Genomic DNA, 25745 nt, shown 5'->3' on the forward strand with positions numbered 1-25745 from the left:
CCATGCGCACGGGCCTTTCGTCGGGAGGCGTCAGGCCGGGAGGCGGGCGGCGGCCTCGTCCCAGGGGGTCAGCGGGCCGGAGGGCTCGTAGCGGCGGACGGGCTGGGTGGCGGCGACCAGGGCACGGAGGTCGGACAGGGAGTCCACCAGGCCGAGGGCGCGGGCCTGGATGCCGATGTTGCCCAGGGCGGTGGCCTCGGCGGGTCCGGCGATGACGGGGAGGCCGGTGGCGTCGGCCGTCAGCCGGCACAGGAGGGCGTTGCGGGAGCCGCCGCCGACGAGGTGGATGACCTCGGCCTTCTTGCCGGAGAGGTCCATGGCCTGGCGGATGGCGGCGCGGTGGCCCAGGGCGAGGCTGTCCATGATGCAGCGGACGGTCTCAGGGCGGGTCCGCGGGACGGCCTGGCCGGTGCGCTCGCAGTAGGCGGCGATGCGGGACGGCATGTCGCCGGGGGGCAGGAACGCCGGGTCGTCGGGGTCGACGACGGAGCGCAGCGCGGGCAGGGCGGCGGCCGCCTCCAGCAGCGCGGGCAGGTCGGCCTGGGCGTCCCAGACGCGCAGGGACTCCTGGAGGAGCCACAGGCCCATGACGTTGCGCAGGTAGCGGACGGTGCCGTCCACCCCGGCCTCGTTGGTGAAGTTCGCCTCGCGGCTCTCGGGGGTGAGGATCGGTTCGGTCAGCTCGACGCCCGCCAGGGACCAGGTGCCGGACGAGATGTAGGCGAAGTTCTCGTTCTCCGCCGGGACGGCGGCGACGGCCGAGGCGGTGTCGTGCGAGCCGACGGCGGTCACCGGAATGCCGGGCAGCCCCGTCTCGGGCAGCAGCATCCCGGCGGGCGCACCGGGTGCGCGCAGCGAGGGGAAGATCCCGCGCGGCAGCCCCAGCTCGCCGATGAGCTCGTCGGACCACTCGCCCGACCGGGCGTCGTACAGGCCGGTGGTGGAGGCGTTGGTCCGCTCCGCTCCGAGCTCGCCGGTCAGCCAGTACGAGATCAGGTCGGGGATGAGCAGCAGCGTCCCGGCCCGGTCCAGGAGGCGTTCGGCGGCGAGCTGGTAGAGGGTGTTGAACGGCAGGAACTGCAGCCCGCTCACCCCGTAGAGCCGCTCGAACGGCACCCGGCCGTGCACCAGCTCCACGCCCGCCGCGGTGCGCTCGTCGCGGTAGTGCACGGGGTTGCCGAGCAGCGTCCCCGCACCGTCCAGCAGCCCGTAGTCGACGGCCCACGTGTCGATGCCCACCGAGTCCAGCCGGGGTCCGGCCGCGCGGAGCCCGTCCAGGATCTCCCGGTACAGCCCCAGCATGTCCCAGTGCAGGGTCCCGCCGGCCCGGACGGGCCGGTTGGCGAACCGGTGCGCCTCGGTCAGCGTGAGCCGTCCGTCGCCCACCTCCGCGGTGATGACACGGCCGCTGGACGCGCCCAGGTCGATGGCGGCGAGGGTCGCGGTCATGTGAGGAAGACCTCCAGGGTGCGGGGGCCGTGGACGCCCTCCACGCGGGACAGCTCGATGTCGCTGGTGGCGGACGGGCCGGAGACGAGGGTGAGGGGGCGGGTCACGTCGAGCCGGGCGAGGGCGCCGGGGACGTCGGCGGCGATGCGGTCGGCGGGGACGACGACCAGGTGGTGGTCGGGTACCAGGGTGAGGGCGCGGCGGCCCTGGCCGGGCCCGTGGTCGAGCACGAGCGTGCCGGTCTCGGCGATCGCCACGGCGCAGTCGGTGATCACCCCGGAGACGGTGGTCAGGTCGGCGTCCTCGGCGGCGCGGCGGTCGGATCCCACCTGGCTCACCCATTCCTCGGGCAGGCCGTCCGGGATGACGTACTCGCCCTCGCGCAGGGCCTTGGCCAGGACGCGCGGCAGCTCCCCCTCCGGGACGACGTGGACGACGGCCCGGTAGTCGGCGACCCGCTCGGCGAGCAGTTCGACGAGGTCGGCGTCGGGGTGGTGCTGCTCGAGGTAGTCGCGCCGGATCGCCGCGTACTCGGCGGCCGGGTCGCCGCCGGGTGAGCCGAGCCGGGCCAGGATGGCCTCACGCGCTGTCGTCATGGGTGCTCCTCCACCAGGCACGGAAGGACTGGGCGGGCGGGGTGGGCAGGTCCCTGGTGTCGGACCAGGCCCGAGGGAAACGAACATGCCGGGCGAACCGGCGGCCCGCGGAGGCGGCGCGCTGCGCGGCCTTCAGGCGGGCGGGGGAACGCAGCGTCCAGCCGGCGGCGCCCATCGCGGCCCGCTCGAGCGGCTTCTTCGCCGCCTTGGCCCGCAGGTGCACCAGCACCTCGGGGATGTCGATCGCGACGGGGCACACCTCGTAGCACGCCCCGCACAACGACGACGCGAACGGCAGCGAGGCGTCCACCTCCGAGCCGATGCCCCGCAGCTGGGGCGAGAGGATCGCGCCGATCGGCCCCGGGTAGGGGGAGCCGTAGGCGTGCCCGCCCGCGCGCGCGTACACCGGGCAGACGTTCAGGCAGGCCGAGCAGCGGATGCAGCGCAGCGCCTGCCGCCCGATCTCGTCGTCGCGGACGCGCGTGCGCCCGTTGTCCAGCAGGATCAGGTGGAAGTTCTGCGGCCCGTCCCCGGCGTGCACGCCCGTCCAGGCGGACGTGTACGGGTTCATCCGCTCGGCCGTGGACGACCGGGGCAGTACCTGCAGGAAGACCTCGAGGTCCCGCGCGGTCGGCACGAGCTTCTCGATGCCCATCACGGTGATGAGGGTCTCGGGCAGCGTCAGGCACATCCGCCCGTTGCCCTCGGACTCCACGACCAGGACGGTCCCGGTCTCGGCGACCGCGAAGTTGGCGCCGGAGACGGCGACCTTGGCCGTCAGGAACTTCGCCCGCAGGTGGCGACGGGCGGCTTCGGCCAGCGCCGCGGGGTCGTCGGTCAGGTCGGCGGGCGCCGAGGGCATCTCCCGCCGGAAGATCTCCCGGATCTCCGCCCGGTTCTTGTGGATGGCCGGCACCAGGATGTGCGAGGGCCGGTCGTGCCCCAGCTGGACGATCAGCTCGGCGAGGTCGGTCTCCAGCGCGGTGATCCCCGCTTCCTCCAGCGCCTCGTTGAGCCCGATCTCCTGGGTGGCCATCGACTTGACCTTGACGACCTCGCGTTCGCCGGTCTCGCGCACCAGCCGCGTCACCAGCGCGTTGGCCTCGGCGGCGTCGCGCGCCCAGTGGACCGTCCCGCCCGCCGCGGTGACCTTCTCCTCCAGCTGCCGCAGGTAGTGGCCGAGGTGGGCGAGGGCGTGGTCCTTGATCTGCTTGGCGGACTCGCGCAGCTCCGGCCAGTCGGCGAGCTCGTCGACGGCCTTGGCGCGCCGGTCGCGGATCGTGCCGGTGGCGTGGGCGAGGTTGCTGCGCAGCCGCGTGTCGGCCACGGCCGCGCGGGCGGCCTTGGGGAAGGAGGGCATGCCCAGGTACGTCGGCATCGTCATGACGTGCTCGCAAGGATCTCGGCCAGGTGCATCACCCGCACGCCCGACCGCTGCCGGGAGAGCGTGCCGCCGATGTGCATCAGGCAGGAGTTGTCGGCGGCGCACAGCACCTCGGCCTTGGTCGCCTTCACCGAGGCGACCTTGTCCGCGCACATCGCCGCCGAGACGTCGGAGTTCTTCAACGCGAACGTCCCGCCGAACCCGCAGCACTCGGCGGCGTCGGGGAGGTCCACGAGGTCGATCCCGCGCACCTCGCGCAGCAGCTGGAGCGGCCGGTCGCCGATCTTCAGCATGCGCAGCGAGTGGCACGTCGGGTGGTAGGTCACGCGGTGCGGGAAGACGGCGCCGACGTCGGTGACGCCCAGCACGTCCACCAGCAGCTCCGACAGCTCGTACACGCGCGGCGCGAGATCAGCGGCCTCGCGGGCGAGCGCGGGGCGTCCGTGGCGGGCGGCGAGCTTGCCGTGCCAGTCGCGGACCATGGCCGCGCACGACCCGGACGGCGCGACGACCGCGTCGTAGCCGGCGAACGTGCGGGTGAAGGACTCGACCATCGGCAGCGCCTGCTCGGGGTAGCCGGTGTTGAGGTGCATCTGCCCGCAGCACGTCTGCGCCTCGGGGAAGACGACCTCGTGGCCGAGTCGTTCCAGCAGCGAGACGACGGCCCTGCCCGTTGCGGGGAAGAGCGTGTCGTTCACGCAGGTGATGAAAAGTGCGATCTTCACGATGTCGTCGATTCCCGTATGACGAGTTCCGGCTGGAACATGATCTGCTGGTGCGCGTGCCCGTCGGGGTCCTCGCACTCCTCGAGCAGCAGCTCCGCGGCGATCCTGCCGAGCCGGTAGGTGGGCTGCCGGACGGAGCTGAGCGGGACCGCCGAGGCGGTGGCGTACTCGATGTCGTCGTAGCCGATGAGCCTCACCCGGTCGGGTACCCGCACTCCCTGCTGGAGCATGGCCCGCAGGACCCCCATCGCCAGCAGGTCGTTGGCGCAGAAGATGGCGTCGGGCAGCTCGCCGAGCAGCTGCCAGGCGGCCTCCTGGCCCGCACGGGGCGTCATTTCGGGGACGATCACATGTCTCAGCGTTCCCCTTCCTGCCGCTTCCAGTGCTTTCAGCGCGCCGGCGTGCCGGTCGGCGCACTGCCGGATGCTCATCGGGCCCGACACGTAGGCGATGTCGCGGGCCCCGGTGTCCAGCAGGTGCGAGACGGCGAGGTGCCCGCCCGAGACGTCGTCGACGGTGACCGAGCACTGGTGCGGGCGGGTCGCGGGGTGGTCGAGCATGACCGCGTTGACGCCGCGCTCGCGCAGCAGCGCCAGCCGGTCGGGCCCCTGGTCGACGGGGGTGACGAGCACGCCGCGCACCTGCTGCTCGGCGAGCATGCGCAGGTTGCGCTCCTCGCGTTCGGCCGAGGTGGCCGAGCTGCACAGGATCACCGCGTAGCCGCGCTCGCTCATCACGTCCTCGACGCCGCGGGCGAGGTCGGTGAAGAAGGGGTTGCCGAGGTCGAGCACCATCAGCCCGACGGTGCGGCCCTGGCCGGCCCGGAGGCTGGAGGCGGAGCCGTTGCGGACGAAGCCGAGTTCCCGGATGGCGGCCTCGACCCTGGCGCGCGTGGTGTCGGCGACCCGTTCGGGCCGGTTGAGGACGTTCGACACGGTGCCGGGGGAGACCCCCGCGTGCGCGGCGACCTCCTTGATGCCCACGGCGCCGCCCCGGGATCCGGTCTGCGGTGTGCTCATGGACGTCCTTGTACTGGATGGGGGCGGTTTCCGGGGGAAGCTTCGCATACTCTCGCCCTCGAGTTAAAACGTGTCAAGTCCTGAAAATTGCCCTCCACCTGGGTCTTGACGGGTAAGCCCGCTCACATCTACGGTTCCAGCGTTCACATAGCTTTAAAACGTTTTTTACCGGAAGAACCGGCAGATGAGATCAGGAGGCGGCAGGTGAGCGAACCGACACCGGTGCTGGCGCTGGTCGACGTGAGCAAGTCCTTCGGCGCGGTCCGCGCGCTGCGGGGCGTGCGCCTCGAGCTGTACGCGGGCGAGGTCCACGCCCTCGCCGGCGAGAACGGCGCGGGCAAGTCGACGCTCGTCAAGACCTTCGCCGGCGTGCACCGCCCCGACGGCGGCCGGATCCTGCTGGGCGGTGAGCCGGTCGTCTTCAACAGCCCGGCCGACGCCCAGGCCGCGGGCGTCGCGGTGATCTACCAGGAGCCCACCCTCTTCCCCGACCTCTCGGTCGCGGAGAACATCTTCATGGGCCGCCAGCCGCGCGGCGCGTTCGGCCGGATCGACCGGACCGCGATGCACGCCGAGGCCGCCGGGCTGTTCGAGCGGCTGGGCGTCCCCATGGACCCGCGCCGGCCCGCCCGCGGCCTGTCCATCGCCGACCAGCAGGTCGTCGAGATCGCCAAGGCGATCTCCCGCGACGCCAAGGTCCTCATCATGGACGAGCCGACCGCGGCGCTGACCGGCCAGGAGACCGCCCGGTTGTTCTCGGTGGTCAAGGCGCTGCGCGAGCAGGGCTGCGCGCTGCTGTTCATCTCGCACCGCCTCGAGGAGATCTTCGAGCTGTGCCAGCGGGTCACCACCCTGCGGGACGGCCAGTGGATCGCCAGCGAGACGCTCGAGGGGCTCACCCCCGACGACCTCGTCACCCGCATGGTCGGCCGCGAGCTCGACGAGCTCTACCCCAAGCAGGACGTCGAGCCCGGCGAGGTGGCGCTGAAGGTCTCCCGGCTCACCCGCGAGGCGGCCTTCACCGACGTCTCCTTCGAGGTGCGGCGCGGCGAGATCGTCGCGCTGGCCGGGCTGGTCGGCGCGGGGCGCAGCGAGGTCGCCCGCGCGATCTTCGGCGTCGACCGCTGGGACGCCGGCTCGGTCGAGGTGGACGGCAGGCCGCTCAAGGCCGCCAGCCCCACCGACGCGATGGCCGCCGGGCTGGCGCTGGTGCCCGAGGACCGCCGCCAGCAGGGCCTGGTGATGGAGATGTCCATCGAGCGCAACATGGGCCTGACCCGGCTGCGCGCCCTCAGCCGCGGCCCCCTGATCTCCCGCGCCGCCGAGCGCGCCAACGCCGCGGACTGGGCGGTGCGGCTCCAGCTCAAGTACGCCAAGGCCGGTGACGCCGTGGGCGTGCTGTCCGGCGGCAACCAGCAGAAGGTCGTGCTCGCCAAGTGGCTGGCCACCGAGCCGTCCGTCCTCATCGTGGACGAGCCCACCCGCGGCATCGACGTCGGCACCAAGGCCGAGGTGCACCGCCTCCTGTCGGAGCTGGCCGCCGGGGGCCTGGCCGTCCTCATGATCTCCTCCGACCTGCCCGAGGTGATCGGCATGGCCGACCGCGTGCTGGTCATGCACGAGGGGCGGATCACCGCCGAGATCCCCCGGGAGCAGGCCACCGAGGAGTCGGTGATGAGCGCCGCCACCGGCCGGTACGGAAAGGAAGCGGCATGACGACCCTCACGTCGGTGCCACCCGCGCACAAGGCGCCCAAGGCCGAAGGAGGCCTGCTCGACCTGGTGCTGCGCGCCCGGGAGCTGAGCATCCTGGGAGCCCTGATCGTCCTGGTGGCGGTCACCGCGATCGTCAACCCGCGCTTCCTGTCGGCGCAGGGCATCGAGGACATCTTCCTCAACGCCTCGATCCTGGTGCTCCTGGCCGTCGGGCAGACGCTCGTCGTCATCACCCGCAACATCGACCTGTCGGTAGGCTCGGTCGTCGGGCTCGTCGCCTTCGTCACCGGCAAGTACGTCTCCGGCGACGACCGCAGCGTGGTCATGGCGATCCTCATCGGCCTGGCGATCGGCGCGCTGTGCGGCCTGGTCAACGGCCTGCTGGTCAGCTTCTGCGGGGTGCCGGCGCTGGTCGTCACCCTCGGCACCCTGTACGTGATCCAGGGGATCGGCTACTACATCGCGCAGGGCGACCAGATCAACGCCGCGGACGTCCCGCAGTCGCTGCTCGACCTGGGCAGCGGCGGCGTGCTCGGCGTGCCCTACCTGCCGCTGATCGCGGTACTGGTGATGGCCGCCGTCGGCTACTACCTGCGGGCCTACCCCTCGGGCCGGGAGTTCTACGCCATCGGCTCCAGCCCCGAGGCCGCGCGCCTGGCCGGCGTCCCGATCCGCCGCCGCGTCCTGACCGCCTACGTCGTCAGCGGCCTGCTCGCCGGGCTGGCCGGCGTGCTGTGGCTGGCCCGCTTCGGCACCGTCGTGGCCGACGCCGCGGGCGGCTGGGAGCTGAAAGTCGTCAGCGCGGTCGTCGTCGGCGGCGTCGCGATCGTCGGCGGCGTCGGCACGGTCTACGGCGCGGCGCTCGGCGCCCTGCTGCTCACCACGATCGGCAGCGTGCTGGTCGTCCTGAAGGTCAACTCGTTCTGGCAGGACGCCCTGACCGGTCTGCTGCTCCTGCTGGCGATCAGCGTGGACCGGCTGCTGGCCCTGCGGATGAACCGGGTACTGCGCAAGAGGAGCGCCCACCATGGCTCTTAAGACAGACGGCGTGCTGGGCCGCTTCCTCCGCTGGGACGTGCTGGTCACCGCCCTGCTCATCGCGGTCTTCCTCGGCGGCTCCGGGATGAACCCCGGCTTCGCCAACACCGGCAACCTCTCCTTCGCCCTGGGCGACCTGGGCGAGATCGCGCTCATCGCGCTGCCGATGACCCTGCTGGTGGTCTGCGGCGAGGTGGACCTGTCGGTCGCCTCGGTGCTGGGCCTGGCCAGCGCGCTGACCGGCTCGCTGTGGAACGCCGGCTGGGCGTTCGAGACGATCGTCCCGGTCGTCCTGGTCGTCGGCCTGGTCTGCGGTCTGATCAACGGACTGCTGGTGACGAGGCTGGGGCTGCCGTCCCTGGCCGTCACGATCGGCACGCTCACCCTCTACCGGGGGCTGGCCTACGTGGTGCTCGGCACCGAGGCCGTCTCCCAGTTCCCCCAGCAGTACGCCGACCTGGCCGTCTCCAACGTGCCCGGCACGCCCATCCCGTACCCGGTGGCCCTCTTCGTGGTGCTGGCCGTCGCGACCGCGCTGCTGCTGCACGCCACCGGCCTCGGCCGTTCCCTCTTCGCGATCGGCAACTCCGAGGAGGCCGCGTTCTTCGCCGGCGTCCGGGTCAAGCGCATCAAGCTCCTGCTGTTCGTGGCCGCCGGAGTGATCTCCGCGTTCGCCGGCATCGTCTTCACCCTGCGCTACGGCAGCGCCCGCGCCGACAACGGCATGGGCCTGGAGCTGACCGTCATCGCCTCCGTCCTGCTGGGCGGCGTCGACTTCGACGGCGGCAAGGGCACCCTCGGCGGCGTGATCGCCGGCGTGCTGCTCATCGGGGTGCTGCGCAACCTGCTCATGCTCGACGACGTCTCGACCGAGATCCAGGCGATCGTCACCGGACTCCTGCTCATCGTCTCGGTGCTCACCCCCCGGCTGACCGCGGTCGTCCGGGAGGCCAGAGCCCGAAGGCGGGTGCCCGTCTGAGGGCACGCCCTTCTCCCCTCCGACCCCCCTCCCACCCCGGAAGGTCATCGAACATGTCCGTTCGTCTCCCCAGCGTGAGATCCGCGCTGTCGCTCGCCACCGCGGGCGTCCTGGCCCTGAGCCTCGCCGCCTGCGGCGGCACCACCAAGGACTCCGCCGAGAACAACAGCGGTTCCAACTCCGGCTCCAAGGCGTCCGCGAACCCGAACGCCCCGATCAAGGAGGGCCTGAAGCTCGCCTTCCTGCCCAAGCAGATCAACAACCCCTACAGCACGATCGTCAACAGGTCGGGCATCGAGGCGGCCAAGGAGTTCAAGGGCGAGGCCAAGGAGGTCGGCCCGTCCGACGCCTCCGCCTCCTCCCAGGTCTCCTACATCAACACCCTGGTCCAGCAGGGCCACGACGCCATCCTCATCGCGGCCAACGACCCCAACGCCGTCTGCGGCCCGCTCAACCAGGCCCGCTCGCGCGACATCAAGATCGTCGCCTACGACTCCGACACCGACAAGAGCTGCCGCGACATCTTCATCAACCAGGCCAGCTCCGAGGAGATCGGCCGCAGCCAGGTCAAGCTGCTGTCCGACCAGATCGGCGGCGAGGGCGAGATCGCGATCCTGTCGGCGACCGCCAACGCCACGAACCAGAACACCTGGATCGAGTTCATGAAGGACGAGCTGAAGAAGCCGGAGTACTCCGGCATGAAGCTCGTCAAGGTCGCCTACGGTGACGACGACGACCAGAAGTCCTTCCAGCAGACCCAGGGCCTGCTGCAGGCGTACCCGAACCTCAAGGGCATCATCTCCCCGACCACGGTCGGCATCGCCGCCGCGGCACGGTACATCTCCAGCTCCCAGTACAAGGGCAAGGTCGTCGTGACCGGCCTGGGCACCCCGAACCAGATGCGCAAGTTCGTCAAGGACGGCACCGTCGCGCAGTTCGCGCTGTGGAACCCCGAGGACCTGGGCTACCTGGCCTCCTACGCCGCCGCCGCGCTGTCCTCCGGCCAGATCACCGGCGCCGAGGGCGAGAAGTTCACCGCCGGCCGCCTCGGCGAGCGGACCATCGGCGCCGACGGCGAGGTCATCCTCGGTCCGCCCTTCACCTTCGACAAGGGCAACATCGACGACTTCGACTTCTGATCACGTCCGGACCCTCCTCGGACGGGGAGGAGGGTCCGGCACCCCCACCACCACCGGAGGACCTCCCATGCGCCGACGTGTCTGCTTCCTGCTGAAGGTGCGCGAGGACAAGCGGGCCGAGTACGCCGAGCGCCACGCGGAGGTGTGGCCCGACATGCTCGCGGCCCTGCGCGACACCGGCTGGCACAACTACTCGCTCTTCCTGCGCGACGACGGGCTGCTCGTCGGCTACCTGGAGACCGACGACTTCCAGGCGGCCCTCGACGGCATGGCCCGCACCGAGGTCAACGCCCGCTGGCAGGCCGCGATGGCCCCCTACTTCGAGGACCTGGACGGCCGCCCCGACGAGGGCATGCGCCCCCTCACCGAGGTCTTCCACCTCGACTGAACGACTCCACCTTGACCGACATCCGATTCGGGGATCGTGACCATGACTGACATCACGGCCGGGCTGGACGCCCTGGCCATCGAGACGCCCTCCTGGGCCTACGGCAACTCCGGGACCAGGTTCAAGGTGTTCGCCCAGCAAGGGGTGCCCAGGGATCCCTTCGAGAAGCTCGCCGACGCCGCGCAGGTCCACGCCTTCACCGGGGCGGCCCCGAAGGTCGCGCTGCACATCCCCTGGGACAGGGTGGAGGACTACGCCGGGCTCGCCGCGTACGCCGGAGAGCGGGGCGTCGCGCTGGGGACGATCAACGCCAACGTCTTCCAGGACGACGACTACATGCTCGGCTCGGTCACCAACCCCGACCCGCGGGTCCGGCGCAAGGCGACCGACCACCTGCTGGAGTGCGTCGACATCATGGACGCCACCGGCTCGCGCGACCTCAAGCTGTGGTTCTCCGACGGCACGAACTACCCCGGCCAGGACGACATCCGCGCCCGGCAGGAGCGCCTCGCCGAGGCCCTCCAGGAGGTCTACGCCCGCCTCGGCGACGACCAGCGCATGCAGCTGGAGTACAAGCTCTTCGAGCCGGCGTTCTACACCACCGACGTGCCGGACTGGGGCACCTCGCTGCTGCACTGCCTCGCCCTCGGTCCCAAGGCCGTGGTCTGCGTCGACACCGGCCACCACGCGCCGGGCACGAACATCGAGTTCATCGTCGCCCAGCTGCTGCGCGTCGGCCGCCTCGGCGCCTTCGACTTCAACTCCCGGTTCTACGCCGACGACGACCTCATGGTCGGCTCGGCCGACCCGTTCCAGCTCTTCCGGATCATGCACGAGGTGGTCCGCGGCGGCGGCCTCGGCGCCGACTCCGAAGTCGCCTTCATGCTCGACCAGTGCCACAACATCGAGCCGAAGATCCAGGGCCAGATCCGGTCCGTCATGAACGTCCAGGAGGCCACCGCCAAGGCCCTCCTGGTCGACACCGCGGCGCTGAAGGCCGCGCAGGACTCCGGCGACGTGCTCGGCGCGAACGCCGTCCTGATGGACGCCTACAACACCGATGTCCGCCCGCTGCTCGCCGAGTGGCGCGAGGCCAAGGGCCTGGCGGGCGACCCGATCGCCGCGTACAAGGCGTCCGGGTACCTCGAGAAGATCTCCGCCGAGCGTGTCGGCGGCAACCAGGCCGGCTGGGGGGCCTGATTCTGATGAGCGATGCTGTGAACACCGTTGTGCAGGACCTGCTGAACCGTTGTCACGAGCTGGGCGCCGACCCGCGGAACACCAACTACGCGGGAGGGAACGCCTCCGCCAAGGGCGTCGAGACCGACCCGGTCACCGGCGAGCCCGTCGACCTCATGTGGGTCAAGGGCTCCGGCGGCGACCTGGGCACCCTGAAGGCGTCGGGCCTGGCCGTGCTGCGCCTGGACCGGCTGCGCGCCCTGGTGAACGTGTACCCGGGGGTGGAGCGCGAGGACGAGATGGTCGCCGCGTTCGACTTCTGCGCGCACGGCAAGGGCGGCGCCGCGCCGTCGATCGACACGGCCATGCACGGCCTGGTCGAGGCGGCGCACGTGGACCACCTCCACCCGGACAGCGGCATCGCGATCGCGACCGCCGAGGACGGGGAGGAGCTCACCCGGAGGATCTTCGGGGACAGGGTGGCGTGGGTGCCGTGGCGGCGCCCGGGATTCCAGCTCGGGCTGGACATCGCAGCGATCAAGGCGGAGAACCCGCAGGCGATCGGCGTGATCCTGGGCGGCCACGGCATCACCGCGTGGGGGGAGACCTCCCAGGAGTGCCAGGCCAACTCGCTGGAGATCATCGGCACGGCCGAGGCGTTCCTGGCCGAGCACGGGCGTCCGGAGCCGTTCGGTCCGGTCATCCCCGGCTACGAGCCGCTGCCGGAGGCCGAGCGCCGCGCCCGCGCCGCCGAGCTGTTCCCGCTGGTCCGCGGGCTCGCCTCGACGGACAAGCCGCAGGTCGGCCACTTCACCGACGATGACGCCGTGCTGGACTTCGTCTCCCGCGCCGAGCACCCGCGCCTGGCCGCGCTCGGCACGTCCTGCCCGGACCACTTCCTGCGCACCAAGGTCTCGCCGCTCGTCCTGGACCTGGCGCCCGGCGCCCCGCTGGACGAGGTCAAGGCCCGGCTGAAGGAACTCCACGCCGCCTACCGCGCGGACTACGCCGCCTACTACGACCGCCACGCCACGCCGGAGTCCCCGGCGATGCGCGGCGCGGACCCGGCGATCGTGCTGGTGCCGGGCGTCGGCATGTTCTCCTTCGGCGCGAACAAGCAGACCGCGCGCGTCGCGGGCGAGTTCTACGTCAACGCGATCAACGTGATGCGCGGCGCCGAGTCGGTGTCGAGGTACGCGCCGATCGAGGAGTCGGAGAAGTTCCGCATCGAGTACTGGTCGCTGGAGGAGGCCAAGCTCCAGCGCATGCCCAAGCCCAAGCCGCTCGCCACCCGCGTGGCGTTCGTGACGGGCGGCGGCTCGGGCATCGGCGCGGCCACCGCCCGCCGCCTGGCCTCCGAAGGCGCGTGCGTCGTCGTGGCCGACCGCGATCTGGCCGCCGCCGAGAAGGTCGCGGCTGAGCTCGGGGCGGGCGCGCTGCGCGCCTCGGACGTGGCGATCGCGGTGGCCGCCGACGTCACCAGCGAGGACGAGATCAAGGCGGCGCTGGCCGCGGCGGTCCTGGCCTTCGGCGGCGTCGACCTGGTGGTCAACAACGCCGGCCTGTCGCTGTCCAAGCCGCTGCTGGAGACCACCGTCGCCGACTGGGACCTGCAGCACGACGTCATGGCGCGCGGCTCGTTCCTGGTCTCCCGCGAGGCCGCCCGCATCATGATCGAGCAGGCGATGGGCGGCGACGTCGTCTACATCTCCTCCAAGAACTCGATCTTCGCGGGCCCCAACAACATCGCCTACAGCGCGACCAAGGCCGACCAGGCCCACCAGGTCCGCCTGCTGGCGGCCGAGCTGGGCGAGCACGGCGTCCGCGTCAACGGCATCAACCCCGACGGGGTCGTCCGCGGCTCCGGCATCTTCGCCTCCGGCTGGGGCGCCAACCGCGCCGCCGTCTACGGCGTCGAGGAGGAGAAGCTCGGCGAGTTCTACGCCCAGCGCACCCTCCTCAAGCGCGAGGTCCTGCCCGAGCACGTCGCCAACGCCGTCTTCGCCCTCACCGGCGGAGACCTGACCCACACCACCGGCCTCCACATCCCCGTGGACGCCGGCGTCGCCGCGGCCTTCCTGCGCTGACGCCCACCGCCCGGGCCGCCTCCGGCCGCGGCCCGGGCGCGCTCCACCGGCCGGTCCGCCCCGGCCGTTCCAGGCCGTCCCGGACGGCGGCGTTCTCGGGGGACGCCGCCGCTCCTTTCTCACCCTGCCTTCGTGAAACCGAGGTTCGGCATGCCCGAAAACAGCCCCGTCTTCTCCCGACGTCGCTTCCTTCAGACCGCCGCCGTGGCCGGCACCGCCGTCGCCGTCGCGGGTGGTCCCGGCGGTACGCCCGCCGCGCTGGCCGACGCCGGTTCCACCGATTTCCCCGCACTCCCCGCCTCGGTACGGCCCTGGTTCCGCTGGTGGTGGCCGGACGGCCTCGTCGACCCGGCCGAGATCGCCCGCGAGATCGACCAGATCGCCGACGCCGGGTTCGGCGGTGCGGAGATCGCCGCGGTCCACCACAGCATCAAGGACAAGTCGGTGCTCGACCCGGCCGGACACGGCTGGGGGAGCGCCCCCTGGATCGCCGGTGTGGAAGCCGCGTTGGAGCGTGCCAACAGGCGCGGCATCGGCATCGACCTGACGCTCGGCCCGGCCTGGCCTTCCGCCACCCCGACGATCACGCCCGACAGCGCGGCGGCCTGCAAGGAGCTGGCGTACGGCGCGGTCAAGGTCGCCGCCGGGACCGAGTACACCGGCCCCGTGCCGCCGCCCCTCGTCGCCGCCCACGGCGACGTCGAGGAGAAGCTCCGGTACGTGCACGCGATGCGCGTCAACGCCGCGAACAACACGCGCAAGGAGGTCGGACTCGAGCCCGCCTCCCACGTCGCCCTGTTCGATGCCGTCGCCGACGGGCAGATCTCCTGGACCGCGCCCGCCGACGGCGACTGGTACCTGTTCGCCTACTGGGAGCGCGGTTCGGGCCAGCAACCGGAGTCCGGCCCGCACACCGCCCCCGAGTCCTACGTCGTCGACCACTTCAGCGCCGAGGGCACCCGCGCCGTCATCGACTTCTGGGAGGAGTCGGTCCTGACCAGGGAGCTGCGCAGGCTGCTCAAGCGCAACGGCGGCGCGCTGTTCGAGGACTCCTTCGAGCTGGAGACCGACGCCCTGCAGTGGACGCCGAAGATCGACGAGGAGTTCGAGAAGCGGCGCGGCTACGCGCTGTGGCCCGTCCTGCCGGCGATCCTGCTGAACAACGAGAACACCGTCTTCGCCTTCGACGCCGTGCTCAGCCGCGAGGTCCGGCACGACTACTGGGAGACCGTGGCGAACCTGTTCGACGAGCGGCACTTCCGGCCGCTGCGCGACTGGGCGCACCGGCTCGGCATGAAGCTGCGCGCCCAGCCTTACGGGCTGAACACCGACGCCATCGCCTCGTCCGCGATCCTGGACGTCACCGAGGGCGAGTCGCTGGGCTTCAAGAACCTCGACGACTACCGGGCGCTGGCCGGCGGGCGCGACATGGGCGGCCACCTCGTCATGTCGTCCGAGACCGGCGCCTACCAGGGCGGCGCCTACGCCACCACCTGGAAGAAGATCATCCGGACGATGTCCGGCGCGTACGCGGCGGGCCTGAACCAGACGGTGTTCCACGGCTTCTCCTACGCCACCGCGCCCGGCGTGCAGTGGCCCGGCTTCGCGGCGTTCACGCCCTACGACGGCAAGGTCGGCTTCTCCGAGTCGTGGGGGCCGCGCCAGCCCAGCTGGACCCACATCAACGATATCTCCGACTACTTCGCGCGGATCCACGCCGTCACCCAGGCCGGCTCCATGCGCGCCGACATCGCCGTCTTCCGGCAGACCGGCTACTCCAAGACCGGTATCGGCGTCGGCTGGCTGACCTCGAACGGCGTCCCGCTCGGCTGGACCCACCAGATGATCAGCGCGCCCCTGCTCGACCTGCCGTCCGCGCGGGTCCGCGGCGGGCGGCTGGCTCCCGACGGCCCGGCCTACAAGGCGGTCGTCATCGAGGGCGACCGGTTCTACGGACGCGCCGCCACCCTTCCGCTGGACGTGGCGCGGAAGTTCCTCTCCTACGCCAAGGCGGGCCTGCCGATCGTCTTCGTCGGCGAGTGGTCCGCCGCGACCATCCCCGGCAAGGCCGTCGGGAACGAGAACGAGCGGCTCAGGGCGGTTCTCACCGAGCTGTTCGCGCACCCGAAGGCACGCGTCGTCACGACCGAGGCGGAACTGCCCGCCGCGCTGGCCGACCTCGGCGTCACACCCGACGCCCGGTACGCCGCGGCCTCGACGCTGCTCAACGCCCACCGCGTCGACAAGGGCATGGACCTGTACTACCTGTCCAACGGCAAGCACGCCGAGAGCAGCAAGGGCGTCGTCGCCATCGACCACGAGGTGACGTTCACCCGCAGCGGCCGCGACCGCGTCCCGTACCTCCTGAACCTGTGGAGCGGCGAGGTCGAGCGCATCGCCCGCTACACCGAGAACGGCGACGACGTGACCGTCCGGGTGGCCTTGCAGGTCAACCAGACCTGCGCGGTCATCCTGGCGCGCAGGGCCTGGCTGCGGGAGGCGAGCACCGGCCTGCACGCGGTGTCCACCACGGCCGACTCCGTCCACTACCGGGGGAGCCGCCGCCTGCAGATCCGCGCCAAGGCCCCCGGCACCTACACCACGGCCCTCTCGGACGGGCGGACCGTGGCCACGGAGGTCGAGGCGGTGCCCGCGGTCATCACCCCCGCGGCCTGGACCGTGACGGCCGATTCCTGGCTGCCCGGCGCGACCCCCGTGGAGACGGTGAAGGAGAAGGTGACCGCGGAGCTGACCACCCTGGCCCCCTGGTCGACCATCCCGGCCCTCCAGGACGTCTCGGGCGTCGGCCGCTACACCACCACCTTCGCCCTCGACGCCTCCTGGACCGACGACAACGGCGCCTACCTGGAGCTCGGCGAGGTCTTCGACACCGTACGGGTCACCCTCAACGGCAAGGCGCTGCCGCCGGCCGACCTCATCAACCCGGTCCTCGACCTGGACGGTCACCTCAAGAAGGGCGTCAACACCCTGGTCGTCGAGGTCACCACGACCCTGAACAACCGCCTCCGCCTGTCCGATCCGGGCGTCTACGGCGCCAACCCCCGCCAGGCCTACGGCCTGACCGGTCCCGTTCGTATCGTCCCCTACACGAAGAAGAATCTCTGACGCTCTGCCAGCGGACTTCTGAGCCGGAAGAAGCGGGACGGAGGGGTGCCGTTCCGCTTCTTCTTCGGGTCGGGGGCCGAAGAGCTTGACTTAAAGTTAAGTTAAAGTTTTAGCATCTCCTGTGATCGACGAGCGGCCGTGGACGCGGCCGCCGCCGCTGAACGGGAGAACGAGATGACTGTTGAGAACACGCGGGACGTGGCGGTCCTGGGCCTCGGCGAGATGGGTGCCGCGATCGCGGGCGCGCTCCTGGCGGCAGGGCACCGGACCACGGTGTGGAACCGCACTCCGGAGAAGGCCGAGGAGGCGGTGGCCGGGGGCGCGAGGCGGGCGGCGACGGTACCCGACGCCGTCGCCGCGGGTGAGGTGGTGTTCATCAGCGTCAAAGGCGCTGCCGCCGTCCGGAAGATCCTGGAGGAGGCGGGTGGCGCCCTCGCCGGTCGCACGGTGGTGAACCTGACGGACGGCACGTCCGCCGAGGCGAGGGAGACGGCCCGCCTCGCCGCCGGATCGGGCGCGGAGTACCTGCACGGCCAGATCATGACGATCGTCCCGGGCATCGGCCACCCGGAGGCCGTGGTGTTCTTCGGCGGAGAACAGGCCGTGTACGACCGCCACCGTCCGCTGCTCGACCTCCTGGGCGGAAAGGGGACCCTGGTGGCGGCCGACCCCGGAGTGCCGGTCCTTTACGGCATGTCCGTGCACGGCATCATGTGGGGTCTTCTGAACGGCTTCCTGCACGCCGCCGCCCTGCTGACGGACGAGGGCGTCGAGTTGAAGCGCTTCCTCGACCAAGCCGCCCCGTCCCTGGCGGCGCTCATGTCGTTCCTGCCGTCGATCGCCGACGAGGTCGAGCACTCCCGGCACGCCGCGGAGTACGGCGCCCTGCGCCACCACCACCCGTCCGTCGACGACCTCCTCCGCGAAAGCCGCGACCGGGGCGTCGACGACCGGCTCCCCGCCCACACCCTGTCCCTGGTCGCCCGGGCCCTCGCCGACGGCCACGCCGACGACAGCTACTCCCGCCTGGTCGACGCCTTCCGCACCCCCTGACGCCTGGGCCGCCCGGCGCCTTTGGGCGGGCGTCCCGATCGGTCCGGCCGCGCCTCTCGTACGGCCGGATCCACGAGCCGTCGGGAGGGCCATCCGGGACGATCGCCGAAGGCGGCACGGGGCGCGTGGGAGCGGATCGTCAGTCGTCGGGGAAGGAGTAATACAGGTGGTCGGCGTAGAAGGAGGCGAAAGGCGTCGACCAATCCTTGCGGAGCTCCTCCAGCCAGGCCGTCTCCCGGCCGTCGAGGGCGGCCCGGGCCCGGGTGACGGCGATGTCGATCTCGACGTCGATCAGGCTCTGGGCGGCCGTCGCCAGATCCTCTTCGTTGATGCTGAAGATCTCGCCCGGCTCCAGCAGGAAGTGGCGGGACCGCTGCTTCTCCAGATGCAGGGCGGTGCGGGCGGCCAGGTCGTCGAAGCCCTCCCGGTCGTCGACCTCCCCCTCGCCCACCAGGCGGAGCAGGGCGGTGAGAAGGTCGGCGCCCGCGGCGTAGTCGGCGGCCACGCAGATCCGGTGATTCCAGATCATCGACGGCACGACGGCCGGTTCGTGCCCGGCCAGGAGCAGATGGGCCAGCGGGATGCTCCAGTTGTGCTCGGAGACGCATCTGACCGGCCGGGGGACGCCCTGCTCCGTCGGCAGGGAGTCGGCCGCGTAAAGATAGGAACGATTCGCCACGGACACGACTTTAGCCGGAAGATCACCCAAGCCGGTTGATCTTGTCGCGACCGTCCGGCGGGCGTCCGCACCGGGCGGCGTCAGGGCCGGGGCGGCGCCAGCATTCCCTCGACGACGCGGCGGACCTTGCCGACCGCGTCGTCGTCTCCCATGCGCAGGGCGGTGTTCGCCGCGCACAGCAGGGCGTCGATCTGGAAGGCGGCGAGCGGGGCGTCCAGGTCGGCGATCTCGCCCGCCGCCACGGCCTGGCGCAGCTCGCCCGCGAGGGTCTCGGTCCACTCCTGCTGGTCGCGGAACAGCGCGTCCCGGACCGGGCCGGGCCTGCTGTCGAAGCCCGCCAGGTTCGCGGCGCGGAAGCAGCCGCCGGCGAACAGCGGAGCCGTGGCGTACTCGACCCAGCGGTCGAGCAGCGCGCGCAGGCGGGCCGCACCGGGAGGCGCCGACCGGGCCGGGCGGATGACGGCGTCGATGAACATGCGCCGCGCGTGCTCGACGGCGGCCACCTGCAGCGCCTCCTTGGACTTGAAGAGGGTCTGGACACCGGCTTTGCTGACCCCGGCCTCGGCCGCGAGCCGTCCGAAGCTGATGTTCTCGAGCCCTTCGAGCGAGGCGAGGTCGACCGCGTGCCGCAGCACCAGCTCCCGTGTGCGGGCCCCGCGCAGAAGGCGCTTGTCGGTGGTACGGCCCACGGCACTCTCCATACGGTCGACCGTATCCCGACCCGGAGACCTCGTCCGCCGCCCCATGCCGCACCGGCGCCGCCGTCACGGACCCGCGGGGACGGAGGCGACCCCCGGCCGGTACCCGTGGGCATCGGCCGGGGGCCGCTCGCCTGCGGTCTTCGCATCCGCGGATTCGCCTGCACCACTTTCCCGTCCCGTACGGCGGCGGATCCGTGCCCTTCAATCGGGGAGAGCCAGGGATGCGGTGCTCTCGGAACCGGAGCCGGTCCATTCGGCGGCGAGCCCGCGGTAGTAGGAACTGGAGGCCATCAGGTCGTGGTGGGTGCCGGACGCGGTGACGGCGCCCTGGTCGAGCACGATGATCCGGGTGGCGGTGCGGATGGTGGTGAAGCGGTGCGCGATGACGATGAGGGAGCACTCGGCGGCGGCCTGATCGATCGTGCGGCGTAGCGCGGCCTCGTTCTCGGCGTCCAGGTGGGCGGTCGGTTCGTCGAGGAGCAGCAGGCGGGGGCGGGCCAGGAGGGCGCGGGCGATCGCGACCCGCTGACGCTCACCGCCGGACAGCGCCGCCCCGCGTTCGCCCACCGGAGTGTCCAGACCCAGCGGCAGCCGGGTGACCAGTCCGCTGAGATTGGCCAGCCCGATCACGCGTTCGAGATCGGCTCCGGCCGCCTCGGGGCGGGCGTAGAGGAGGTTGTCGCGGAGCGTGCCGTGCAGGATCGGGCAGTCCTGGTCGACCAGGCCGATCCCGGCCCGGTGGGCGGCGCGGTCCAGCCGGCGCAGGTCGGCGCCGTCCGCCAGGATCCGGCCGCGGCCGGGGTCGTAGAAGCGCTCGATCAGCGCGAAGACCGTCGACTTCCCGGCTCCGGACGGGCCGATCAGCGCGAGGTGCCCGCGGTCGGGAACCTGGAAGGACACCCCGCGCAGTACCGGCCGCTCCGGCTCGTAGCCGAACCACACGTCGCGGAACTCCAGTACCGGGGTGTTCTCGCACGCTGTCGGCGGCACCGCTGAGCCGCTCCCCTCGCGGGGCCAGGCGAGCACCTCGTTGATCCGGTGCACCGCGCCGGTCGCCTGCTGCAGGACGCTGGCCGCCTCGAAGACCGAGCCGAGCGGCCCGGCCAGGTACACCATGTACAGCAGGAAGGCGACGAGATCGGCGATCGACCCCGCACCGGACGCGACACGCATCCCGCCGATGAGCAGGACCAGCAGGAACGAGCCGTTGATCGCCAGATCACCGGCGGGCGCGACGGCCGCGTCGTACCGGGCCATCCGTACATTCGCGGTGTAGGCGTCGTGGGCCCGCCGCGCGATGCGCCCCGCCTCTCTGTCCTCGGCACGGCAGGCCCGTACGGTGCGGATCGCGCCCAGCGCCCGTTCGAGGTCGGCGGCCAGCTCACCGGTCGCGGTCTGGCCCGCCAGAGATGCCGCCCGGACCCTGCGCAGGGCGAGCCAGAGCACCGAGCAGGCGACGGCGACCGGTGCCGCGACCAACAGGAACAGGACCGGGTCCAGCCAGACCATCAGCGCCACGGCCCCGGCCAGCCCGAAACAGCCTGTCACCGCGTCGGTGAACCCGGTGGCGACCACCTGGCGCAGCGCGGTGGTGTCGGTGCCGGCCCGGGAGATCAGGTCACCGAGCCGGCGCCGGTCGTACACCGGCATCCGCAACCGCAGCAGCCGGTCGATCAGCCTGAGCCGGACGCCGAGCACCACCGCCTCACCGGCGCGCGCCAGGGCATACCGAACACCCCCCTCGGTCAGCGCCTGCGTGAGGCACAGCACGACCAGCGCCACCACGGCGCCCCACGCCACCGGGCCGGAGCCGGCACTCTCGATCACCCTCTTGACCAGCAGCGGCTGCACCAACCCCAGTCCCGAGGCGGCCAGCGCCAGCGCCAGCGCGCCCCCGGCCGCCCCGCGCTGCCCGGCCAGCAGCCCCAGCATCTCGCGCAGTCCCACCCGACGGCCCTCGACCCTCCCGTCTTCGGCCCGATCGCCTCCGATGCCGCGCGGGTCACCGCTCATGGCGAGGGGGCACGGACAGCAGGGGGCTGAGGTAGCCGTCGGGCGTCCCTTCGCCGACCATCCGGCCGTCCGCCTCGACCCAGGCGTGCGCGCCGAACGGGGGCATCGTCCGGACGCCGACGCACCAGGTCGGCCAGGTGCCCGACATCCGGCACAGCAGGACGGTCGCCAACGACCGGGGAAGGCAGCCCTGCGGGCCGAGGCAGACGAGGCTGACCGCGAGCACGGCGTCACGCGCGGCCTTCGCCTGGTCGTGGGCGGCGGGCACGGCGCCCCGGCTCAGCAGTGCCAGGATCCACCGGATGCGGCGGGGCGGCAGCAGGGCCAGCAGGCGGGCCGACACCACGGCGCCGCGGGCGGCGATCCGGCGGCCCGCGGGGATGCCGGTGGGGCGGTGGAGCGCGCTGGGCGTCGTCATGAGATCACCAACCGGGCGGATCGGAGCTCCTCCAGCAGCGCGGTCACGTCCCGAAGCGCCCGCGGTTCTTCGACCTCGAACTCCTCGGCCAGCGCCGCGGCGGTCCGCTCCGGGCCGGCGCCGGCCAGCATCAGCCGGACGATGAGCGCTCCCGTGGGGTTGAGCTGCCAGTACTCTCCGCTGCGCTCGTCGAGCAGCACGGTGCCGTACGAGGTGTCCGCGGTGGACACCCCGGGACGCAGTCGCAGTCCCAACGGGTTCTCCTTTCAGGGACGGGACACCGGATGCCGGGAGCCGCGCGCGGTGAGCGTGCGCAGCCAGACCTCGCAGCCGATGGTGGAGTACAAGATCGCCTCTCGTAGGGCAGGGGTGGCCGGGCGGTCCGCCAGCTCCTTCAGCCGCCGCACGTCGACCAGTCCCAGCTCGGCCAGGCGGGACTCCGACCACAGCGCCGACAGGTCCTCACGGTGCGCGCGCAGGCCGGCGGAGGCGTCCAGCGCGGCCGTGGCCTTGCTGCTGCGCCGCAGGCACTCGTCGGGCACGATGCCGTGCATCGCCGCGACCAGGAGCGGCTTGTAGCGCCACGGCGTCACCCGGTCCTGCGGCCGGACGGCCAGGCACGCCTCGATCACCCGGTCGTCGAGGTAGGGGGAGGCCATGGGCAGGCCCGCCCGGGTGCTCATCTGCTCCCACTGCCGGATGATCCGGGTGCACTCGTGGATCGCGTAGAGGTCGACGTGCAGCCCCCGGTCGGAGGACAGCGGCGTGGCCGTGGCGGCCGCCTCCCGCACCGCCTCGCCCGCCTCCCGCACCGCCTCGGGGGTGACCCAGTCGAACATCCGGGGAGCCGTTCCCCAGCCGAGCGCGTTCGCCGCGGACGAAGGAGGAGGGCGGCGCAGGTCCGCGGCCGAGTCCGCCAGCCACCGGCGGTAGGAGCGGTTGTCGGCCAGCGCCCGCGCGGTGTCCCCGGCCGGCCGGTTGAACAGGGAGCCGAAGCCGCGGAGCCGGTTCAGCGCGAGCAGGGGCCGTCTGCGCAGCAGCCGGTGATAGTAGGCCTCCGAGCACCAGGCGACGTGGTCGCCGCCGATGCCGGTCAGGTGCAGGCGGCTGCCCTTGGCGACCAGCCGGGGCACGTGGCCGAGCATCCGGGCGCGGTCCATCACCCCGATGGTCGGCTCGTCCAGCGGATCGTCGATCTCCAGCAGGTCCGCGTAGACCAGCGGGGACTCCTCGACGGGCCAGACGGCATGCTCCACCTCGGGCAGGTGGGCGGCCGCGCGCAGCGCCCACGGAAGGTCGTCGTCGGCGGGATCGAGTCCCGGCCAGGTGCCGGCGATGACCCGGGCCTCGCCCCGGGCGGCGAGGAAGCACAACGAGGTCGAGTCGAGCCCGCCGGAGAGGTCGCAGCTCACGGTACCGCCGCCCCGGGTGCGGGCCTCGACCGCCTCGGCCAGCGCGGACCTGACGTCGACGGCGCCTTCGGCCAGGGACCGCACGGGTTCCGGTGGTGCCCACCAGCGGTCCTGCCGGAAGGTCAGCCCGTCCGGCAGCACGGTGAGGCGGTGGCCGGGGTCGACGCTCTGGACGCCCTGCCACAACGAGGTCCGGAGCATCGGGTGCGGGACGGGCCACAACAGGCGCACCGCGATCTGCCGCACGTCCGGTTCGGCGCCGAGGAGGGAGGCCAGGACGTCGGCGCGGTCGGCGGCCACGGTGACGCCGTTCACCCGGGCGTGGAACACCAGCCGCAGACCGGAGGCGGTGCCCTGGACGCACAGCCGTCCGTCCAGCGCGGCCACCAGGTGGAAGCTGCCCGGCAGGGACCGGGCGAGCCGGCCGAGTCCCGCCGGGTCGGTCAGCCGCCCGGCTTCCCGGGTCAGCCGTGCGGTGTCGGCGGGGCAGGAGCCGATGACCGCCAGCCGGGTGTTCCCGGCTTCGGCCACGGTGATCTGGTCGTCCGGCCAGCGGCCGACCAGCCAGGGCCGGCCCGAGGGATGGGGGAGGACGCGGGAGCCGGGGGAGCGGAAGGCCGGGGCCACGGCGAGCGCGGCCTCGCGGTCCGGAAGGACCACGAAGTGCGACTCGCCGTGACCCGGCATGCCGAAGCGTTCTGGCATGGGTCGGACCGGTATCCGTTCCGCTCAGTTCTTGCTGAGGATCAGACGGTCGTTGCCGTTCTTGCCGAGGAGGCCGGTCACCTTGCGGAAAGTTCCGGATGCCACCAGGGCGGGGGGTTCGTAGCGCTGCATGATCTCCCTTTCTGAGGGGACGAGAGAAGGATTAAGCCTTCCTCGAACCTTCATCCAACGGTCTCTGACCAGCGGATTTCGGTAGAGGAGTGCAAAGGGAGTTTCGCAGCTCCGGCAGGGCTCGTCCAATGTCGCTATTCTCCCGATTTCTCTTTTGGTCAAAGATCGACTCAAGCATGAAATGGTGATAAAGGCGCATTTGGTTACTGGGTTTCGGTGGTGGGGAGAGTCGCCATGGTCGACTAAACAACCGTGGTGGTGACATTTTTTTGGCGCTCCTGCGGGCCGCGTCTATCGCGCGGTACCGGATTCCCGCGAAGCGGAGAGGGCGGCGAGACCCGGTCGCGCTTGCATGGCGGGAGGAGGCGTGTGCTTCTGTTTCCCGTTCCGTCGTGTCAAGGGGAGCGGGATCATGCGGCAGTGGTTTCGGACGGGAGGCGGACGGCACCGTGCGGACGGGCTTGAAGAGGATGGAAGGCCTCACGCCGGGATCGTTGTGATCGCGGCTCTACGACCGGTTCGCCTGATCCGGCCGCCGCTTCGGTGCCTAGTCGAAGTCGACTTCGGGCTCTTCGGTGCGGCGGGAGGAGGCCAGGTCCCAGACGGGGACCATGGCGAGGACCAGCAGTGCCGCGAACGCCAGCAGGATCGGGGACAGCAGCGGGTGGGCGAAGGCCAGCGCGGCGAGCAGGGCCAGGGCCGTCAGCCTCGGGCGGGACCAGTGGCCGAAGACGGTGCGGGTGAACAGCAGGTGCCCGGTGAGGAACAGGCCCGCGCCGCCCAGGACGGCCGCGGCGGTGCCCGCCGTGGTGTGGCCGGTGGGGTGGGCGATGACGAGTTCGTCGGCGACCGCGGCGACGATGATGCCGGCGACGATCGGGAGGTGCCCGTAGGTGTAGGCGTTGCGGCCGACCCGGCCGGGGTCGGGGCAGGTGGCGATCGCCTCGGCGGAGGCCTCGGCCGTCCGGTCGAAGTAGATCCACCAGAAGGCCACCGAGGAGAGGAACGCCAGGGCGAACGCGGCGGTCGCCGCCGCGCCGTAGGGGTGCTTCGCGTAGGTGACGCCGGTGAGCAGCACCGACTCGCCGAGCGCGATGATGACGAAGAGCTGGCAGCGTTCGGCCATGTGGGCGCCGTCGATCGACGACCAGTCGGAGGTCGCGGAACGGCCGAGGCCGGGGACGAAGTAGCCGCTGGACGGCCCGGCGAGGTCGATGAGGGCGGCGGCGACCCACAGCGCCACGAGGGCGGTGCCGCCGAGGGTGCCGCCGGCGATCCACAGCGCGCAGGACGGCACGAACCAGCAGAGGATCCGCTGGAAGGTCGGTCCGAGCGGGGTGCCGCGGGTGACCAGGACCCCGTAGAGGGTGCGGCCGACCTGGACGGCGGTGTAACCGAGCGCGAACCACAGGGCGCGTTCCTCGAACGCCTCGGGGATGGCGGTCGCCATGAGCAGGCCCGCCAGCATCACCCCCGTCAGCACCATGCGGAAGACCGGATGGTCGGGGTCGAACCAGTTCGTGGCCCAGGTGGTGTACATCCAGCACCACCAGACCGCCAGCAGCAGCAGCCCGGTCTGCAGGGCGTTCCCCGGCGTCAGCTCCCCGAGGAGCCGGTGGGACAGCTGGGTGACGGCGAACACGAAGACGAGGTCGAAGAAAAGCTCGAAAAAGGAGACTTTCGTCGAGGTCGCGGCCGTGCGATCGCGCAAGGGGGATGGCATTCCCTCAATTTAACGGGTGAGGACCCGGGTCTCGCGGCGTCGTGGTTCGCCTGGAAAGAACACGGGTCCCGCCCTTCGGAGAAGG

Annotated in this window: 22 protein-coding genes; 9 read left to right on the forward strand and 13 right to left on the reverse strand. The window is 71.8% G+C overall.

Translation table 11 applies throughout. From position 1 onward, the window contains the following. Positions 1 to 30: 30 nt before the first annotated feature. From C2865_RS18800 to C2865_RS18820, 5 genes are read right to left on the reverse strand one after another with little or no spacing between them, the layout of a single operon-like run. Entirely contained in the window at positions 31 to 1449 is a 1419-nt protein-coding gene (locus C2865_RS18800) for a rhamnulokinase (protein ID WP_106399786.1), read from the reverse strand. Next, the gene (locus tag C2865_RS18805; RefSeq protein ID WP_106399787.1) at positions 1446 to 2045 is read right to left on the reverse strand and encodes a LutC/YkgG family protein; all 600 of its coding nucleotides are present in this window, start codon (positions 2043 to 2045) and stop codon (positions 1446 to 1448) included. Before C2865_RS18805 ends, C2865_RS18800 begins: the two co-directional genes overlap by 4 nt. Continuing rightward, positions 2029 to 3429, reverse strand: a complete 1401-nt coding sequence (locus tag C2865_RS18810) for a LutB/LldF family L-lactate oxidation iron-sulfur protein (protein ID WP_106399788.1) — start codon at positions 3427 to 3429, stop codon at positions 2029 to 2031. The genes C2865_RS18805 and C2865_RS18810 overlap by 17 nt, the downstream gene beginning before the upstream one ends. Further along, the gene (locus C2865_RS18815) at positions 3426 to 4154 is read right to left on the reverse strand and encodes a (Fe-S)-binding protein (RefSeq protein WP_106399789.1); all 729 of its coding nucleotides are present in this window, start codon (positions 4152 to 4154) and stop codon (positions 3426 to 3428) included. Before C2865_RS18815 ends, C2865_RS18810 begins: the two co-directional genes overlap by 4 nt. Beyond that, the gene (locus C2865_RS18820) at positions 4151 to 5173 is read right to left on the reverse strand and encodes a LacI family DNA-binding transcriptional regulator (protein ID WP_106399790.1); all 1023 of its coding nucleotides are present in this window, start codon (positions 5171 to 5173) and stop codon (positions 4151 to 4153) included. Before C2865_RS18820 ends, C2865_RS18815 begins: the two co-directional genes overlap by 4 nt. A 204-nt stretch (positions 5174 to 5377) precedes the next feature. Here C2865_RS18820 and C2865_RS18825 point away from each other — a divergent pair, with 204 nt between their 5' ends. The 9 genes from C2865_RS18825 to C2865_RS18865 all read left to right on the forward strand — a co-directional run bounded on the left by C2865_RS18825 (position 5378) and on the right by C2865_RS18865 (position 17877). Continuing rightward, positions 5378 to 6889, forward strand: a complete 1512-nt coding sequence (locus tag C2865_RS18825; protein WP_232835694.1) for a sugar ABC transporter ATP-binding protein — start codon at positions 5378 to 5380, stop codon at positions 6887 to 6889. Beyond that, positions 6886 to 7926: an ABC transporter permease gene (locus tag C2865_RS18830; protein WP_106399791.1), complete on the forward strand. Its 1041-nt coding sequence runs from the start codon at positions 6886 to 6888 to the stop codon at positions 7924 to 7926. Before C2865_RS18825 ends, C2865_RS18830 begins: the two co-directional genes overlap by 4 nt. Next, on the forward strand, positions 7916 to 8905 hold the full coding sequence (locus tag C2865_RS18835; protein ID WP_106399792.1) for an ABC transporter permease: 990 nt from the start codon (positions 7916 to 7918) through the stop codon (positions 8903 to 8905). The genes C2865_RS18830 and C2865_RS18835 overlap by 11 nt, the downstream gene beginning before the upstream one ends. A gap of 74 nt (positions 8906 to 8979) precedes the next feature. After that, positions 8980 to 10044, forward strand: coding sequence for a rhamnose ABC transporter substrate-binding protein (gene rhaS / locus C2865_RS18840; RefSeq protein WP_232835695.1), 1065 nt, complete (start codon positions 8980 to 8982; stop codon positions 10042 to 10044). Between the two features lie 67 nt (positions 10045 to 10111). Further along, on the forward strand, positions 10112 to 10432 hold the full coding sequence (locus C2865_RS18845; RefSeq protein ID WP_106399794.1) for an L-rhamnose mutarotase: 321 nt from the start codon (positions 10112 to 10114) through the stop codon (positions 10430 to 10432). 42 nt (positions 10433 to 10474) lie between these two features. Then, positions 10475 to 11632, forward strand: coding sequence for an L-rhamnose isomerase (gene rhaI, locus C2865_RS18850; RefSeq protein WP_106399795.1), 1158 nt, complete (start codon positions 10475 to 10477; stop codon positions 11630 to 11632). A gap of 5 nt (positions 11633 to 11637) precedes the next feature. Beyond that, positions 11638 to 13698 (forward strand): bifunctional aldolase/short-chain dehydrogenase, encoded by a 2061-nt coding sequence (locus C2865_RS18855; RefSeq protein WP_106399796.1) that lies wholly within the window; start codon positions 11638 to 11640, stop codon positions 13696 to 13698. Positions 13699 to 13848: 150 nt separating this feature from the next. Continuing rightward, on the forward strand, positions 13849 to 16824 hold the full coding sequence (locus C2865_RS18860; protein WP_106399797.1) for a glycosyl hydrolase: 2976 nt from the start codon (positions 13849 to 13851) through the stop codon (positions 16822 to 16824). Between the two features lie 174 nt (positions 16825 to 16998). Beyond that, a complete protein-coding gene (locus C2865_RS18865; protein WP_157963798.1) occupies positions 16999 to 17877 on the forward strand; it encodes an NAD(P)-dependent oxidoreductase in 879 nt (292 codons plus the stop codon). A gap of 139 nt (positions 17878 to 18016) precedes the next feature. Here C2865_RS18865 and C2865_RS18870 read toward each other — a convergent pair whose 3' ends face one another. The 8 genes from C2865_RS18870 to C2865_RS18905 form a co-directional block, all read right to left on the reverse strand. Beyond that, on the reverse strand, positions 18017 to 18556 hold the full coding sequence (locus tag C2865_RS18870; protein WP_106400059.1) for a DUF7822 domain-containing protein: 540 nt from the start codon (positions 18554 to 18556) through the stop codon (positions 18017 to 18019). An 80-nt stretch (positions 18557 to 18636) separates the two neighbouring features. Continuing rightward, positions 18637 to 19257: a TetR/AcrR family transcriptional regulator gene (locus C2865_RS18875; protein ID WP_106399799.1), complete on the reverse strand. Its 621-nt coding sequence runs from the start codon at positions 19255 to 19257 to the stop codon at positions 18637 to 18639. Between the two features lie 201 nt (positions 19258 to 19458). Further along, entirely contained in the window at positions 19459 to 21204 is a 1746-nt protein-coding gene (locus tag C2865_RS18880; protein WP_198653417.1) for an ABC transporter ATP-binding protein, read from the reverse strand. Positions 21205 to 21259: 55 nt separating this feature from the next. After that, a complete protein-coding gene (locus C2865_RS18885; protein WP_106399800.1) occupies positions 21260 to 21688 on the reverse strand; it encodes a lasso peptide biosynthesis B2 protein in 429 nt (142 codons plus the stop codon). Beyond that, positions 21685 to 21942, reverse strand: a complete 258-nt coding sequence (locus tag C2865_RS18890; RefSeq protein WP_106399801.1) for a lasso peptide biosynthesis PqqD family chaperone — start codon at positions 21940 to 21942, stop codon at positions 21685 to 21687. The genes C2865_RS18885 and C2865_RS18890 overlap by 4 nt, the downstream gene beginning before the upstream one ends. 12 nt (positions 21943 to 21954) lie before the next feature. Beyond that, positions 21955 to 23805: a lasso peptide isopeptide bond-forming cyclase gene (locus C2865_RS18895; RefSeq protein ID WP_106399802.1), complete on the reverse strand. Its 1851-nt coding sequence runs from the start codon at positions 23803 to 23805 to the stop codon at positions 21955 to 21957. 24 nt (positions 23806 to 23829) lie between these two features. Next, a complete protein-coding gene (locus tag C2865_RS18900; RefSeq protein ID WP_198653418.1) occupies positions 23830 to 23937 on the reverse strand; it encodes a keywimysin-related RiPP in 108 nt (35 codons plus the stop codon). A gap of 547 nt (positions 23938 to 24484) precedes the next feature. Next, the gene (locus C2865_RS18905; RefSeq protein WP_232835696.1) at positions 24485 to 25648 is read right to left on the reverse strand and encodes a low temperature requirement protein A; all 1164 of its coding nucleotides are present in this window, start codon (positions 25646 to 25648) and stop codon (positions 24485 to 24487) included. Positions 25649 to 25745 lie beyond the last annotated feature (97 nt).

This window comes from Actinocorallia populi (assembly GCF_002995495.1).
Taxonomy (GTDB): Bacteria; Actinomycetota; Actinomycetes; order Streptosporangiales; family Streptosporangiaceae; genus Actinocorallia; species Actinocorallia populi.